Annotated in this window: 13 protein-coding genes and 1 tRNA gene; 8 read left to right on the forward strand and 6 right to left on the reverse strand. The window is 41.4% G+C overall.

Features of this window, described 5'->3' with window-relative positions; all coding sequences use genetic code 11:
• Positions 1-20 precede the first annotated feature (20 nt).
• The 8 genes from LX64_RS00830 to LX64_RS00865 all read left to right on the forward strand — a co-directional run bounded on the left by LX64_RS00830 (position 21) and on the right by LX64_RS00865 (position 7,410).
• Positions 21-1,421 (forward strand): RagB/SusD family nutrient uptake outer membrane protein, encoded by a 1,401-nt coding sequence (locus LX64_RS00830; RefSeq protein ID WP_111595709.1) that lies wholly within the window; start codon positions 21-23, stop codon positions 1,419-1,421.
• A gap of 70 nt (positions 1,422-1,491) precedes the next feature.
• Positions 1,492-2,925 carry a glycoside hydrolase family 30 protein gene (locus LX64_RS00835; protein WP_111595710.1) on the forward strand — a complete coding sequence of 478 codons (1,434 nt, stop codon included), beginning with the start codon at positions 1,492-1,494 and terminating at the stop codon, positions 2,923-2,925.
• 32 nt (positions 2,926-2,957) lie between these two features.
• The gene (locus tag LX64_RS00840; RefSeq protein ID WP_111595711.1) at positions 2,958-4,430 is read left to right on the forward strand and encodes a glycoside hydrolase family 30 protein; all 1,473 of its coding nucleotides are present in this window, start codon (positions 2,958-2,960) and stop codon (positions 4,428-4,430) included.
• Between the two features lie 276 nt (positions 4,431-4,706).
• The gene (locus tag LX64_RS00845) at positions 4,707-5,120 is read left to right on the forward strand and encodes a hypothetical protein (RefSeq protein WP_111595712.1); all 414 of its coding nucleotides are present in this window, start codon (positions 4,707-4,709) and stop codon (positions 5,118-5,120) included.
• Positions 5,121-5,361: 241 nt separating this feature from the next.
• Positions 5,362-5,709, forward strand: coding sequence for a hypothetical protein (locus tag LX64_RS00850; RefSeq protein ID WP_111595713.1), 348 nt, complete (start codon positions 5,362-5,364; stop codon positions 5,707-5,709).
• A gap of 109 nt (positions 5,710-5,818) precedes the next feature.
• Positions 5,819-6,589 (forward strand): hypothetical protein, encoded by a 771-nt coding sequence (locus tag LX64_RS00855; RefSeq protein WP_111595714.1) that lies wholly within the window; start codon positions 5,819-5,821, stop codon positions 6,587-6,589.
• Between the two features lie 171 nt (positions 6,590-6,760).
• Positions 6,761-7,003: a hypothetical protein gene (locus tag LX64_RS00860; RefSeq protein WP_111595715.1), complete on the forward strand. Its 243-nt coding sequence runs from the start codon at positions 6,761-6,763 to the stop codon at positions 7,001-7,003.
• Between the two features lie 17 nt (positions 7,004-7,020).
• Entirely contained in the window at positions 7,021-7,410 is a 390-nt protein-coding gene (locus tag LX64_RS00865) for a hypothetical protein (RefSeq protein WP_111595716.1), read from the forward strand.
• 120 nt (positions 7,411-7,530) lie between these two features.
• Here LX64_RS00865 and LX64_RS00870 read toward each other — a convergent pair.
• The 6 genes from LX64_RS00870 to LX64_RS00895 form a co-directional block, all read right to left on the reverse strand.
• Positions 7,531-7,602 (reverse strand) — tRNA-Arg (locus tag LX64_RS00870).
• 60 nt (positions 7,603-7,662) lie between these two features.
• Positions 7,663-9,450, reverse strand: a complete 1,788-nt coding sequence (locus LX64_RS00875; protein ID WP_111596314.1) for an AMP-dependent synthetase/ligase — start codon at positions 9,448-9,450, stop codon at positions 7,663-7,665.
• A 60-nt stretch (positions 9,451-9,510) separates the two neighbouring features.
• On the reverse strand, positions 9,511-9,777 hold the full coding sequence (locus LX64_RS26400; protein WP_111595717.1) for a 2TM domain-containing protein: 267 nt from the start codon (positions 9,775-9,777) through the stop codon (positions 9,511-9,513).
• Positions 9,778-9,910: 133 nt separating this feature from the next.
• Entirely contained in the window at positions 9,911-10,591 is a 681-nt protein-coding gene (locus LX64_RS00885; RefSeq protein ID WP_111595718.1) for a YceI family protein, read from the reverse strand.
• 41 nt (positions 10,592-10,632) lie between these two features.
• A complete protein-coding gene (gene paaN, locus LX64_RS00890; RefSeq protein WP_111595719.1) occupies positions 10,633-12,291 on the reverse strand; it encodes a phenylacetic acid degradation protein PaaN in 1,659 nt (552 codons plus the stop codon).
• A 103-nt stretch (positions 12,292-12,394) separates the two neighbouring features.
• Complete coding sequence (locus tag LX64_RS00895; RefSeq protein ID WP_111595720.1) at positions 12,395-13,474, reverse strand: tetratricopeptide repeat protein; 1,080 nt, start codon at positions 13,472-13,474, stop codon at positions 12,395-12,397.
• Positions 13,475-13,563: the final 89 nt, after the last annotated feature.

Raw genomic sequence — 13,563 nt, forward strand, 5'->3', positions numbered from 1 at the left:
AACAACCTAACAATTCCATTATGAAAAGAATGAATCTATATATAGCAACAGGTGCATTGGCCGTATCGATGTTAAGCTCATGTACAAAGGATTTCTTGGTAAAAGAACCCATCTCTGATGCAACACCTGAAAAGGTATCAGCAGAACCGCTGTTGAAAGGTGCTTATCAAAATATGTACGATGAGTACTATACATATGATTATGTAGTGAATGGTGACGTACAATCAGACAACGCTTATGCGGGTGGTGATAATGCGAACATCTTTGCGATAGATAAATTTACCATGAATGCTTCAAATGCGAATTTGAAGAGGGATTGGCGTTATTTATATGCCGATATTAAAAACTGTAACATCGTACTAGATGCGGTGGCGAATTCGGTAGATAAAACGATTACAGAAGAACGTCGTCAACAAATCCTTGGAGAAGCGTCTTTTTTACGCGCTTGGCATTATTTTAACTTGATAAGAACTTGGAAAGAAGTGCCGATTGTAGACCAAGTGAAGAGTTCTTTACCCGATATCTTCCCATCTAAAAGTTCTACAGAAGCAGTATATGCCTTTATTATCAAGGATTTAGAGTATTCTTTAGAAAGAATCTCCGACCAGCGTACCAACAAAGCCGTAGCGTCGAAAGGTGCCGTATATGCTTTATTAGCAAAGGTTTATGCACAAAAGCCTAACCCCGATTACGCGAAAGTATTGGAGTATTGTAAAGAAGTTGAGAAGTTAGGCTATGATTTAACACCTAATTTTTCTACCTTGTTCGCGCCTTTGGCAGCTAACAATATTGAGTCGATCTGGGAAACTACTTACGATGGTAAGCAAAACCAAAACTGGATGGCCGGTATGAATACGCCATTCATGTGGGGCGACTGGAAGAAATTCAATATTCCTTCTCATGAAATCGTAAAAGCATTTACTGCAGAGAATGATTCAGTTAGAGGTAAAGCGAGCCTTGTGTACGTTACGCCTAATTGGAACGACGACTATTGGACGAAGCCATTACCTGTAATAGGTAAATACACCGATGCTGATGGTAGAAATACAGCTTACCGTTTACGTTATGCTGATATCTTGTTATTGCGTGCAGAAGCATTAGTAGAGTTAAACCAATTAGATAACTCTGTAAATGGTGCACAATACTACATCAATAAAGTACGTACACGTGCAATATTGAACCCAACACCGGCAAGAACACAAGCAGAATTACGCTTAGCAGTAGAGAAAGAAAGACAATTAGAGTTAGCATTTGAAGGTCACCGCATGTTCGATTTGATCCGCACTAAACGCGCTGTAACAGTAATGAATGCAGCAAAAGATGGTAACGGCAACAACTTAAACTACGGGGTAACAGAAGATAAATTATACTGGCCGATTTCTCAAGATGAAATTGATACCAATCCAAATATCAACAAGTAAGAAACTCACATGTGTTTATAAAAAAGCCTGGTGCAACACCAGGCTTTTTGCTTAAAAAAAATAAGTGTAAATGAAACAACTATTTTTGCCTACTCTCCTAGGGGCTGCTTTGCTATCTGCAAGTTGCGGCACTTCCAAAAAAACTTCCACCTCCTTGGTAACAAAAGGCCAAGTGAATTACTGGACCACGACAGCTGATCAAAACAAATTATTAGCACCCGGAACGCCGCTTACATTCGGCGCAAACAACTCCGCATTGCCGACTATTGCAATCGATAGCATGAGTGTTTTCCAAGGTATCGACGGCTTCGGTTACACCCTTACTGGCGGTAGCGCTGTAATGTTGAACCAAATGAGCAAAGAGGCCCGTAAAGCATTGCTACAAGAGCTATTTGGCAACGGTAAAAATGACATCGGTATCAGCTATTTACGCGTAAGCATCGGTGCTTCCGATTTGAACGAATCGGCATGGAGCTACGATGATATCCCAGCCGGCCAAGAAGACTTAAAACTCGAGAAATTCACCCTTGCCCTCGATCAAGCAGGTGGTAAAGGCACCGGCTTAATTCCACTTTTAAAAGAGATTTTAGCCATCAATCCAAACATTCCCATCCTCGGTTCTCCTTGGAGTCCTCCAGCTTGGATGAAAGATAATGGGGCTACCAAAGGCGGTAAATTGTTGCCGAAGTACTACGATGTATATGCTCGCTACTTTGTGAAATACATCCAGGAAATGAAAAAAGAAGGGATCACCATCGATGCAATCACCATCCAAAACGAGCCATTACACCCAGGTAACAACCCTAGCTTGTTAATGGTAGCCGAAGATCAACGCGATTTCGTGAAACAAGCTTTAGGCCCTGTTTTCAAACAGAACAATATCAAAACGAAAATCATTATATATGATCATAACTTGGATAAACCAGAATATCCAATGACGATCTTAGCCGATCCAGAAGCTGCAAAATATGTAGATGGTTCAGCATTCCACTTGTATGCAGGTAAAATCGATGTAATGTCGAAAGTACATGAAGCATACCCGCAAAAGAATTTGTATTTCACTGAACAGTGGACTGGTAAACGCACTTCTTTCCGCGACGATCTATTATGGCATACGAAGAACGTAGTAATCGGCGCTATGCGTAACTGGAGCCGTAACTCGTTAGCTTGGAACTTAGCGAACGATACAGCGTATAAACCACATACACCAGGTGGTTGTACAGAATGTAAAGGTGCTTTAACAATTAACAATGATGTGGTAATGAGAAACGTAGCTTACTACACGGTAGCACACGCTTCTAAATTTATTCCAGTAGGTTCAAAAAGAATTGCATCGAACAACGAAGGTACTATCACAACAGCTGCGTTCCTTACCCCGAAAGGCGATAAAGTATTGATCGTGTGCAATGATGCGAAAGAAGCAAAGCAATTCAACGTTAAAACAAACTCGCAAACTTTCACCAGCACCATTCCTGCTGAAAGCGTGATCACGTATACTTGGTAATTTTCACATCGTTCACTATAGATCCACACACAATGAAAAAAGTTGTATTACCTCTTGCTGCGCTCGCGTTGTTCGCGTGTAACAACCCCAAACAAGCAGCGGATACAAATCAAACTGCTACAGCAGATTTCAATTTCAACGATCACCAAAGCGTGACCGTTTACACAACATCCGATAGCGGCAAATTACGCTTGCAAATTACGGATACATTACATTGGGAAGATAAAGCGCAACCTTTCGAAACAGAACCTTGCATTTTCGTTAGCCCGCGTAACACTTTCCAAACCATTACAGGTATTGGTGCGGCGTTAACAGATGCTTCGGCCGAAACTTTCGCGAAGTTGCCTGCAGATAAACAACAAGAGTTCCTTACGGCTTCTTTCGATGCCGCAAAAGGTAACGGGTATTCCATGGCTAGAACGCACATTAACAGTTGCGATTTCTCCAGCCATTCTTATACCTACGTTAAAGAAGGCGATTCAACCTTAAGCACTTTCAACATCGAACCAGATCGCCAATTCCGCATCCCGTTCATTAAGAAAGCCATTGAAACAGCCGGCGGTAAACTAACAATGTTGGTAAGTCCATGGAGCCCACCGGCTTTCATGAAAGACAATAATAACGTGTTACAAGGTGGTCACTTAAAACCGGGATCACGCCAAGCTTGGGCGAACTACTATATCAAGTTCATCAAAGCTTACGAAGCGGAAGGTATTCCTGTATGGGGGTTAAGTGTGCAGAACGAACCAATGGCAAAACAAAAATGGGAGTCTTGTATTTTTACTGCGGAGGAGGAAAGAGATTTCATCAAAGAATACCTCGGCCCAACTTTACATAAAGATGGTATGCAAGATAAAAAACTCGTTGCATGGGACCACAACCGCGATTTGATCTTCCAACGCGCCAGCGTGATTTTGAACGACAAAGAAGCTGCTAAGTATGTGTGGGGTATCGGTTTCCACTGGTACGAAACATGGACAGGTGGCAACATGCAGTTCGATAACGTGAAATTGGTGAACCAAGCATTCCCCGATAAACAACTCATCTTCACAGAAGGCTGTAAAGAAAAATTCAACATGGATTCTATCAATAACTGGTCGCTCGGCGAACGTTATGGTAACTCTATGGTGAATGACTTCAACAACGGTACCGCAGCTTGGATCGACTGGAACATCTTGTTAGATGAAACAGGCGGCCCGAACCACGTAGGCAACTTGTGCTTTGCACCTGTACACGCCGATACACGTACCGGCCAATTAATTTACACCAACGCTTATTATTACATGGGCCACTTCTCTCGCTTTATTCGTCCTGGTGCAGTACGCATCGGCGCAAGCAGCAGCAGGGCCGCTTTGCAAACAACAGCGTTTAAAAATACCGACGGTAAAATTGTTGTTATCGTATTAAACATGACGAACCAAAAGTTACCGTATAACTTATGGATCGATGGTAAAGCAGCCGCAACCGAAAGCTTACCACACTCGATCGTAACCTTAGTACTATAGTGTACGTGGAACTTATAATACCCCCGGTTCATTCTTGTACTAGGGTTTTTTACACTATAAACTCTTGATTCACAGCAACGCCTTCTACTTGTAGAGGGCGTTGCTGCTTTTGCGGATGTCTACTTTCGTAACTTTACGCAGCCCCCGTTGCGTCGCTCCCTTCAACGGCAGTATATATTTCTTCAATTCCTCATTTTCTATTTTTATAATTGAATAAATAATCATATATTTTGATGGATAACAGTATTTCTTCACCCGGTTTTTATTCGTCGCATAATGAAGCAGCTTACACACCAATACACGCAATCGCCGAAGTTCATCAATCAACTCGATTTCGATTCATTTGAAACCTATGCTTTACCTGGTGGATACGTGTTAACCACAGCTGGGGGCGTAGATACCCAAGCGCAGAAAACGAATAGTTATAAGAAAGATAGCCCAGCCGGTGAAGCCTTAATTCGCATTTTACAGAAACCTGTACTAGATATTCCAATGTCGTCTAAAATGCCTATATACCGCAACGCGATTGTTTTTTACAATGCAGCAGGAACAATTGTAGGTAGCTTGAATGTAGACTTTGATATTGATTCGATGGCCATTGATTCATTAACACATATTAATGCCGATGCCGGTACTTATACTTTGTTACGCGATTTCTTCGAGAAAGCAGGACATGCAAGTGTGAAGTAGAAAAGTTGATTTCACAATATTTGATATATCAAAAAAGAGGGCTTTGTAGGCCCTCTTTTTTTATTATAAAAAAATCGCATAAAAGAACCCCACAATATTTATTTTCAGAATGTTGCGAAGAAACTAGGAGTAGTGTGATTTTTTCGTTAAGTTGGGAGTAATTCAACCAAAACCTCTTCTGTTTTGCACTTTTATTGTGTAAATTTATAATGAAGGCTATCACGTATTAGATTAAAGAACTATGAGCAAGAAACAATTAAATCATCACCATTACGACCATCCCGCCAAGCGTTGGCATGGTCTGAAATCTGTTGATGTTTCTAAGAATTTGTACATAGCCTCTTCCCGAACAACTGTCAACACCGATGTAACACGCTCACAAATCATGCACCAAATCCTCGACATCTCTAACAAAAGAAGTTGGGTGATGAAAGCCATGCACATGGGTATTAGTCAAGCATTACAGCAATCACAAGGGGCAGAGAACGACTTTCTTACAAACCTACAACAAGAAGATCTTAACCAGGTGCAATTAGATTTGGCTTTACACGCCGACATTCTACTACAACAATGGCAATCATTGCGCTAGTACTTAGCACTGGTAAATTCTCAACAAGGCGGCGGACCAAGTGTTCCGCCGTTTTTTTATCCCACTATTAGGTGATGGAAGTCAATTGATATTTCTATTATATTCAAATATGAAATATTTAATCCCTATTCTACTCATTTTCCTTGTAGCCTGTGAAGGTGTTGAAGAAACCGGGTTTCAAACCGGTAACGACACTATTCCATATGCTGCTGTTCTTAAGTATTCCGATAGTGTATTCAAATCCCACCAAGCAGATACTGTATTCTTGTTTGTAAACCCTCGCATGTCGCTATTAATTGGGCATCCTTTTGAACCAACGGAAAAACACAGCATCATCGTTCGCCTTATAAACGATAGTACAGCCAACCTATTAGTACTACACGACCGTTCAGGTACTTGGGATACTTTAGTAAATGAGCGCTCTATCTCGGTTCAGCTCCGCAATGAAGAATTATCTCTTGATTTCGAGGATTATGATGGCGATAATATGCATGATTTGATATTCACGAAAAGCAAGTGGGATCAGCCCCAAGGCGAAGTGGCAGATTTGTGGTTATATAAGCATAAGCAACTTGTGCGCATCAAAAACTTCGATCACATTATCAACCCTGTTTACGATGAAGTTACGCACCGTTATTATGGTCAAGAAGGCTTAGGATACAATAGTATGAATGTATATGTATCCGAATACAAGCTGGTGAACGACCATGTTGAACGCTCTATTGTAGTACGTTGTCTACTGAATAAAGCAAAGGATAGTTGCCTGGTGGTAATGAACGATGTTCCCACACTTACCATTCCTGTGAAAGACGCTTACAAGTACATGCCTGCATATTTTCAACAAGAAGTAAAAGACAATTTTGAAAGCGAGAAAAAGTAATCAATACCTTTTGTTTTTCGCCCGGGATTTATTGCACTACTAACAAATAGTGAAAATTATTATTCATGGGAAATGCAAGATGGTTGCGATGCTACGTGTTTGAAAATTACTGAATTTAAAATAGTTGCTAAAAAAGAAGGTGGGAATGTTGGCGGTTTGTAATTTCAGGTTATGAGTACATTTGATGTTATAGTAATTACAATCAGCTGTGGTTTAATATTAGCTGGTATTCTACCGGTGGTAGTTGAGTTTATTAAAATCAAGTTGAAACATTACCGTGTTCAAAAGATTTTAAAAACGAAGAAAGGTAGTTTGATATTTACCTTTTACAACGATGAAGTAATCGAATTGAATATGGAACGTGTAGAAGAAGATAAAGTGTTACGAATCGTAGAAATATTAACCGAAGAATAACCATATAAAAGTTGGATATGTTAACCCACATTGCCGACAGCAAAAACCAACAAAACGTTCCCCAATTTTTAGGTGTTGGAGGAGGAACGTTATTAATATCACTTGCCAATAATCTTCCTGATACGAATGTATATAAATCTTGGTTGATCATTATTGCACCATCAATTACTATGTTTATCGCTTTCTGTTGGAAACTAATTTTTGAGCGAATGACTAAGCATTCAACTAAAGTCAAAGTAAAAGAACAAGATGAAACATGGCAACAATATTCGAATGATCTTTTGAACGACCCTCATTTATCTGAAAAGTTCAAAAAGAAAGTACAAGCAAAGGTGGAAGAGTATAAGTTTGATCGGCTAAAGAGTTTGCAAGAAAAAATATTGTCAAACGAATCAAAAATAGATTAGTCTACTATACTTCATATTTTTTGATAGATAATTGACCACATGAGGTTTAATTGAAAGATTGGGTTTGATCAAATAAAAAAACGCTACAATCCAAGTAAAACTCGAATTGTAGCGTTCTTGTAGCCCCGACAGGGATCGAACCTGTATCTAAAGTTTAGGAAACTTCTATTCTATCCATTGAACTACAGGGCCATCTTCCAGTAAGCTAGGCCTACGAAAGGAGTGCAAAAATAGTCAATTTCTACAAATTTCCTACGAAAGATAAATGTGCTCGATCTCGTTGGCGTATTTTTCTAATATTATTTTCCGTTTTAATTTCAAAGTAGGTGTTAATTCACCCGTATCTACCGTCCATTCTTCTGGTAATAACTCGAATTTCTTCACTTGCTCGATATGGTTGAAGTATTGGTTGTATTTGTCGACCGTTGTTTGGAACAAGCCTTTTACCTCGGGGTGTTGCAGTATGTCGTGCTTATTGCTGAACGGGATGCCATGCTTCTGGCACCAATCTTCCAAGTTACGGAAGTTAGGTACAATAAGGGCCCCGGTAAACTTCCGGTCGGCACCTACTACCATTAACTGTTCAATAAAAGGCGACTCTTTAAATTTATTCTCAATCGGTTGTGGAGCTACGAACTTACCGCCAGAGGTTTTAAATAACTCCTTCTTACGATCGGTAATCTTTAAGAACTTATTTTCTACCAATACCCCGATGTCGCCGGTATGGAACCAACCATCGGTAATTGCATCGGCTGTAAGATCCGGGCGTTTGTAATAGCCCATGGTAATATTCGGCCCTTTACAAAGAATTTCGCCATCTTCGGCTATACGTACCTCTACGTTGCTAATAACTGGGCCAACAGTACCAAACATCCTATCGGTAGTATCCATCCTATTCACCGCTATTACCGGTGATGTTTCCGATAAACCATAACCTTCTAAGATAGGGATGCCACCCGCTGTAAATATTTTTAATAACCTCAACTGGCATGCAGCGGCACCTACTACTACGGCTTGTATATTGCCGCCCAGTGCTTCACGCCATTTGCTGAAGATGAGCTTATTCGCGATTTTCAATTTCACATTATACCACCAGCCTAAATCTTTATTTAACTCGAATTGCTTACCTAGCTCTATCGCCCAGAAGAACAATCCTCGTTTAATACCTTTCAGTTCTAAGCCCTTCGCCATGATCTTCTCATACACTTTTTCCAACAAGCGGGGCACCGTGGTGAAAATGCTAGGCTTCACCTCGCGCAAGTTATCTGCAATGGTATCCATACTTTCCGCATAATAAATTGATACCCCAGAGGTGAGGTATACATACGTTACCATGCGCTCGAATATATGGTTCAATGGCAAAAAGCTCAAACTACGCGCCTCCCTATTTACAGGTAAATACGGGGTGCAAGCACGCACGTTACTCATAATGTTATCATGACTCAACATCACTCCCTTAGGAAACCCTGTTGTGCCGGAAGTATAAATAATAGTGGCTAATTGGAAGGGATCGATACTAGCCTTAATCTCTTCGATTCTTGGGTAATCTTTTTCTTCACCCATGGCCAAAATCTCCGTCCAATGTTTATAACCGTCTATTTTATTGAAAGTGTAAATCTCTTTAATGGTAGGAAGGCGGTCCTTCATTGATTCTATCTTTTCGAGAATCGTTTCATCGCTCACAAATAAAATCCGCGCCGCCGCATCGTTCAATACGTATTCTGTTTCTTGTGCGCTAATAGTAGGATAAATGGGAATCAATACGGCACCCACCTGCTGTACCGCTAAGTCGGTCATCATCCACTCGGGTCTACTCTGTGAAATGATGGCTACTTTATCGAGCGTTTCTAAATTGGTGGACGAATGATTGCCCAAACCCAGTTTCAACAAACCCGCACTGAATTGCATGGTCAAATCGGCCACTTCTTTCGTGCTGTACTTCTTCCACGTGTTATTCACTTTACCGCAAAGCATATCCTGCTTTGGATAATTTTCCAATTGGTAGGCAATAACGTCGAATAATCTAGTAGGTTGGTGCATGATAGTTGTCATTAGTGAATAATCCCGCACAGCATAAGCTTGCGAACCTTTCCAATATTTTTATTGTGCCTCCTCTCCTTCACTGCTGTTGATATCCACAACGGAGTACCGGCGGTATGCATTACAATATCCAAATAGTAACCCTATTCCCCAGGAGAATGTGAACCAAACGGGCCATGGTAAACCGTTATAATTCTTTAAGGCAAGATACCAAATTGCCCATAAGGTGGAATTTATACAGATATAGGCCATTAAATGCGACATAAAAGATGCCTTTGCTTTGGCTAACCGAGCTAATTTCATATCGCGCAGTTCATTCATTTCCATGGTACTTCTCTAATTACTAACAGGTGTAGGCTTATAAATATAATCGATTTTTTGCGTATTTAAAAGCGAAGGGCCACAGAGTTTACAAATTTCCTTGCAAACGCTGTGGCCCCGGCTATTTAGAAAATGTTAATTATTGTTGCGCCTTGGCAGTGATGCTGAACGTGATATTCACTTGCGAGTTAATCAGCTTGTCTTGCAACGATTTATCTGCCCTATATGTCATTCCCCAAAGCGTACGATCCATGTTAAAATTAGCTTGTGCTAATACCGCGTCGGCCGTTAAGGTAATGCGTACTGGGAAACTCATACTCTTGGTAACATTTTTAATGGTTAAGTTACCTTTCACAATATGCGTAGCGTTCTGTAACAAGATCGTATCTGCACCCGGCTCCGATTTATAAGGTTGCACTGATATGATGTCAAATTTCGCCGATGGAAACTTGGCTACATCGAAGAAGTTCGGACCGCGTAACTCGGTTTCGAGTTGACTTCGCATATCGGCATCTTTCGCCAAGTCTACATTCTTCAAGCTACCCACATTAATAATGAACTGGCCGCCTGTTATGGTAGAATCTTGCACGTAGATATTACCCGATGTGATGTCGAACTCGCCCGAATGCCCACCTGTCGATTTTGTACCGATCCAAGTGAGTACACTAGACGCAGTATCCAATTTATAAACATCTCCCACGTCATTCACACTTATACTATCGGCATCCTGCACAACGGCTTTATCGGCTGTAGGTGCTTGGGCACACGACATAAATAAGGTGGCGGAAAGGAAAATGCTTATAATTACTTTTATTGTCATATCAACGTTTTGTTTTCAGAAATCATGCCATAGAGTACCTATTAAGCGTCTACCAAAGTTCTGTTCCCCACCCATACAAAGCGCTTCAAGATAAATTCCTGGTTCGTGAAGCTGGCATTACCTGCTGGGTTACCACCTGTTACGTGAAAATCACTGAATGCCGCATGTTGGTTCACCCAAATGAATCCCGTTAAGTTGAAACTTACAGGCGCAAATACGCTGTTCATTTCTTTTTCAATCTTCGCTTTCGTTGCTTCGTCGGTCGTATAAGCCGCGCAAGTGATGGCACCATGCTGGCGAGCCATTTGCTTTGCTAATTGAACAGAATGGTTCGTGTCTTTCGTTTTGATCAACAATACGATAGGACCAAACAACTCGCGCTCGAAGATATGCTCGTCGGCAGAAGTTACCTCCAACACAACCGGCGAAGTTGTACGGGCATTGGCAAACTCGTCATTATTCACATGACTACCTTCTAATACTACTTTTGCACCCAATTGCGTGGCATCTTTTACGCGCTGTAGCGTTGTTTCATTTTGTACAGCACCCAATGTACCGGCACCCATTTTAGGATTCGTTACAATGCCTGTAATGGCATCTTTCAATTTCTGCGCTACCTCACTAAAGCTTACTTTGCCATTAGGAGTATCGATACCGCTTTCTGGAATAAAGAAGTTCTGCGGCGCCGTACACATCTGGCCTGAATATAAACACACCGAAAATGCAAGGTTCTGCATAACGGCATCAATATCTTTTACACTATCGAGAATAACGGAGTTAACACCTGCTTTCTCGGTAAATACAGTTTTGCCTGGAATCGATTCTACATAATTACCAAACGCACTGCCGCCAGTATAATCAATAAGACTGATGGCCGGGTTTTCCGCCAATTCTTTCGTTATTAAGTTAGCGGAGCTATCGGCGGCTAATTGGCAGATATAAGGGCTGTAACCATTTTCTTCCAACACCTCTTGGATTACACTTACTACTATCGCAATGGGTAATACAGCTTTCGGATGTGGCTTAACGATAACCGGGTTGCCTGTAATTAAATCGGCGTACATACCTGGTAAGGAGTTCCAAACTGGGAAGGTAGAACAACCTATTACAAGACCAATTCCTTTCGGGATGGCTTTAAATGTTTTGTGGAGTTTGATAGAGAACTTGCCCATGGGCTTTTCCCAAGCTTGTTCTTGCGGGTAACGTTGTAATTCGCTGTAACCCATGGCAATAGCTTCTAAAGCACGATCATTGGCGTGTGGGCCCGATGCTTGGAAGCTCATCATATAACTCTGGCCCGCAGTATGCATAGTAGCATGGGCAATTTCGAAGAAATGATGTTGAATCCTATCAAGCGTTTCTGTTAAAATAGAGGCACGTTCTGCCACTGGCACGTTCGCCCAAGTTTCGGCTGCATGGGTAGCACTCTTAATTAATTCGGGAACGGCAATAGAAGGGTACGTTATACCCAAAGGCGCTTGCGTATAAGGGCTAACTTCTTCACCCACCCAACTTTCAACAACATGTTGTTTCAAAGCGGTAAAAGGCCTATTCAGCATCGCTTTGAAATTCTCTTCTCCGCGGGTAGGCGCTTCTTCCCCGTAAGCTTTCGGATGTTCGGGGTATTGTGCAAAAAAGGTTCTTTCGTGGTTCGCTTTAACCGCGTTGTCGAGGGTGTTTTGGTGTTTTGCAACTAGCATAAGCTAATGTGATTTAGTTTTGTGTGTAACGTGAAAACACCGCCGGCCCTATGGCTCGGCGGTATTGGAATTTCTTATTGTTGCACAAACACCCTTTTAGGATTTACTTCCCGATGGTAGTGGTGTTACTGTCGTAAAACTCGCCTTTACGGGGTTTAAAAGGATGGTTGCGTTGATATTGATTAAATGCGTCGTATTCAGCTTTGTGCAAACTTGTCCATGCTTTATACTCTGATTGGTTGCTTGCTGGGCCAAATAACCATTGGTTGTAGGCTTCAAACATCCCATCTTTCAACAATTTCCGTTGAAAATCGAATAATGCAAATGGGTACATCTCGTTATTCATACTGTACCAATCCAAGATAAATCTTGTTCGCAACATGATCAAATTCTCAGGATCAATGCCGGTTGTAACGGTACTAATCTGCTTAGATATGCTATGTTTGAAAGCGTTGATAAATTCATTACCGGCAGCGTTGTTCTTCTTGCTTTTCTTCACTGGTGCCTCCGGGATGCTAGAAAACATAGCCGGGTCATCGAACATTTTCTTGTAACTCTCGATAATCACATCGCGCATTTCGGCTGTTCTCGTTGTATAACTCTCAAGGTTCACGAAGGTTTCACCGTAAATGATGGCCCAAATAGGATCTTTGGAATAGAAATACGAACGGGCAGCATTGTAGTAATTACCTGGGAATAAAGGATCTACTTCAATCCCCTTCACCCAAGTATGCAAAGCCCCGTCAAAGTTGCGCATATTCTGTTGTAACTGGCCATAGTCGTTGTACAACTCGCCTCTATCCGGGAACTTCTTCAAGCCTTTTATATACAATTTCTCGGCATTCTTCCATTCTTCGCGTGCCAAGTAAATGTTACCTGCAATTTGGTATAACTGTACATCCGCATCCCGCTTGTCGAGCAAAGGCTCTATTACATTCTTCGCACGACTCATATCCCCTTTCAAGTAATACGCAAATCCCAATTCGCGCTTTAATGAAGGATCTGAGGGAGATTGCTGGATGGCTTGATTCAACACTAGGATCGCATTCGCATAATCCCCGGTACGCATAAAGTTCCGCGCTGTGTTCGCTAATTCCGAAGCATCTTGACCAAAAACAAAAGCGGAGGAAAGTAATCCAGCCATCAATAATGTGTATCGTAAACTAAGCTTGCGCCATTCCATGTAATAAATCCGTTTTATGTAAAAATAAGAAAAAAGTTGAAGCACCCCGAATGAGCCGCTTCGCCATTAAAAACAAGCACCGTCAACCC

The sequence above is a fragment of the Chitinophaga skermanii genome (assembly GCF_003259335.1).
Lineage (GTDB): Bacteria > Bacteroidota > Bacteroidia > Chitinophagales > Chitinophagaceae > Chitinophaga > Chitinophaga skermanii.

What these genes read in the sequence shown, in the direction of transcription:
- LX64_RS00830 (WP_111595709.1), top strand. Translation starts at nt 21, where the DNA reads ATGAAAAGAATGAATCTATATATAGCAACAGGTGCATTGGCCGTATCG.
- LX64_RS00835 (WP_111595710.1), top strand. Translation starts at nt 1,492, where the DNA reads ATGAAACAACTATTTTTGCCTACTCTCCTAGGGGCTGCTTTGCTATCT.
- LX64_RS00840 (WP_111595711.1), top strand. Translation starts at nt 2,958, where the DNA reads ATGAAAAAAGTTGTATTACCTCTTGCTGCGCTCGCGTTGTTCGCGTGT.
- LX64_RS00845 (WP_111595712.1), top strand. Translation starts at nt 4,707, where the DNA reads ATGAAGCAGCTTACACACCAATACACGCAATCGCCGAAGTTCATCAAT.
- LX64_RS00850 (WP_111595713.1), top strand. Translation starts at nt 5,362, where the DNA reads ATGAGCAAGAAACAATTAAATCATCACCATTACGACCATCCCGCCAAG.
- LX64_RS00855 (WP_111595714.1), top strand. Translation starts at nt 5,819, where the DNA reads ATGAAATATTTAATCCCTATTCTACTCATTTTCCTTGTAGCCTGTGAA.
- LX64_RS00860 (WP_111595715.1), top strand. Translation starts at nt 6,761, where the DNA reads ATGAGTACATTTGATGTTATAGTAATTACAATCAGCTGTGGTTTAATA.
- LX64_RS00865 (WP_111595716.1), top strand. Translation starts at nt 7,021, where the DNA reads ATGTTAACCCACATTGCCGACAGCAAAAACCAACAAAACGTTCCCCAA.
- LX64_RS00875 (WP_111596314.1), bottom strand. Translation starts at nt 9,450, where the DNA reads ATGCACCAACCTACTAGATTATTCGACGTTATTGCCTACCAATTGGAA.
- LX64_RS26400 (WP_111595717.1), bottom strand. Translation starts at nt 9,777, where the DNA reads ATGGAAATGAATGAACTGCGCGATATGAAATTAGCTCGGTTAGCCAAA.
- LX64_RS00885 (WP_111595718.1), bottom strand. Translation starts at nt 10,591, where the DNA reads ATGACAATAAAAGTAATTATAAGCATTTTCCTTTCCGCCACCTTATTT.
- paaN (WP_111595719.1), bottom strand. Translation starts at nt 12,291, where the DNA reads ATGCTAGTTGCAAAACACCAAAACACCCTCGACAACGCGGTTAAAGCG.
- LX64_RS00895 (WP_111595720.1), bottom strand. Translation starts at nt 13,474, where the DNA reads ATGGAATGGCGCAAGCTTAGTTTACGATACACATTATTGATGGCTGGA.